At 55.9% G+C, this 1427-nt stretch carries 1 rRNA gene; it reads right to left on the bottom strand.

What is annotated here, in order from left to right:
• Nucleotides 1-31: 31 nt before the first annotated feature.
• Nucleotides 32-1427: ribosomal RNA gene (locus ABZ873_RS34140) — 23S ribosomal RNA — on the bottom strand; the annotation flags it as partial.

The raw sequence follows: 1427 nt of genomic DNA, 5'->3' as shown, positions 1-1427 counted from the left end.
TTCAGAACTAACACAGTGGACGCGAGCAACTGAGGACAAGCCCTCGGCCTATTAGTACCAGTCAGCTCCACCCGTTACCGGGCTTCCACATCTGGCCTATCAACCCAGTCGTCTACTGGGAGCCTTACCCTCTCAAGGAGGTGGGAATACTCATCTTGAAGCAGGCTTCCCGCTTAGATGCTTTCAGCGGTTATCCCTCCCGAACGTAGCCAACCAGCCATGCCCTTGGCAGGACAACTGGCACACCAGAGGTTCGTCCGTCCCGGTCCTCTCGTACTAGGGACAGCCCTTCTCAATATTCCTACGCGCACAGCGGATAGGGACCGAACTGTCTCACGACGTTCTAAACCCAGCTCGCGTACCGCTTTAATGGGCGAACAGCCCAACCCTTGGGACCGACTCCAGCCCCAGGATGCGACGAGCCGACATCGAGGTGCCAAACCATCCCGTCGATATGGACTCTTGGGGAAGATCAGCCTGTTATCCCCGGGGTACCTTTTATCCGTTGAGCGACGGCGCTTCCACAAGCCACCGCCGGATCACTAGTCCCGACTTTCGTCCCTGCTCGACCCGTCGGTCTCACAGTCAAGCTCCCTTGTGCACTTACACTCAACACCTGATTGCCAACCAGGCTGAGGGAACCTTTGGGCGCCTCCGTTACCCTTTGGGAGGCAACCGCCCCAGTTAAACTACCCATCAGACACTGTCCCTGATCCGGATCACGGACCGAGGTTAGACATCCAGCACGACCAGAGTGGTATTTCAACGGCGACTCCACAACCACTGGCGTGGCTGCTTCAAAGTCTCCCACCTATCCTACACAAGCCGAACCGAACACCAATATCAAACTGTAGTAAAGGTCCCGGGGTCTTTCCGTCCTGCTGCGCGAAACGAGCATCTTTACTCGTAGTGCAATTTCACCGGGCCTATGGTTGAGACAGTCGAGAAGTCGTTACGCCATTCGTGCAGGTCGGAACTTACCCGACAAGGAATTTCGCTACCTTAGGATGGTTATAGTTACCACCGCCGTTTACTGGCGCTTAAGTTCTCAGCTTCGCAACCCCGAAAGATCACTAACCGGTCCCCTTAACGTTCCAGCACCGGGCAGGCGTCAGTCCGTATACATCGCCTTACGGCTTCGCACGGACCTGTGTTTTTAGTAAACAGTCGCTTCTCGCTGGTCTCTGCGGCCACCCCCAGCTCACGGAGTAAATCCGATCACCAGTGATGGCCCCCCTTCTCCCGAAGTTACGGGGGCATTTTGCCGAGTTCCTTAACCATAGTTCACCCGAACGCCTCGGTATTCTCTACCTGACCACCTGAGTCGGTTTAGGGTACGGGCCGCCATGAAACTCGCTAGAGGCTTTTCTCGACAGCATAGGATCATCCACTTCACCACAATCGGCTCGGCATCAGGTCTCAGCCTT

Origin of the sequence: Streptomyces sp. NPDC047014 (assembly GCF_040644195.1) — a bacterium.
Taxonomy (GTDB): Bacteria; Actinomycetota; Actinomycetes; order Streptomycetales; family Streptomycetaceae; genus Streptomyces.
Note: the sequence above shows the minus strand (reverse complement) of the source record. Positions and strands in the feature narration are given on the sequence as shown.